This is a genomic window from Methylobacterium sp. A54F (genome assembly GCF_053346035.1).
This window is the reverse complement of record NZ_JBKFBF010000104.1, coordinates 1-314: the sequence shown is the minus strand read 5'-3', so window position 1 is coordinate 314 and position 314 is coordinate 1. Positions and strand designations below refer to the sequence as shown.

Genomic DNA, 314 nt, shown 5'->3' with positions numbered 1-314 from the left:
AAGCCGACGCCGATCACCGCCGCCACCACCGCGAGCTTGATCGCCACCACGATGGCGTTGACGCGGGCCGATTCGCGGATGCCGACCATCAGCAGGTAGGTGGTCGCGACGATGATCAGGATGGCGGGCAGGTTGACGAGGCCGTGGGCGCTCGAGCCGTCGGCGAGCTGGTAGGTCTCGAAGGGCGAGGGCACGAGCTGGCCCGGCAGGGTGATGCCGTACTCGCCGAGGAAGCGGACGACGTATTTCGACCAGCTCACCGACACCGTGGCGGCGCCGACCGCGTATTCGAGCACGAGGTCCCAGCCGATGAT

Annotated in this window: 1 pseudogene; it reads right to left on the bottom strand. The window is 67.8% G+C overall.

From position 1 onward, the window contains the following. Positions 1-314 (bottom strand): annotated as a pseudogene (locus ACLBXP_RS25530) (amino acid transporter); the annotation flags it as partial.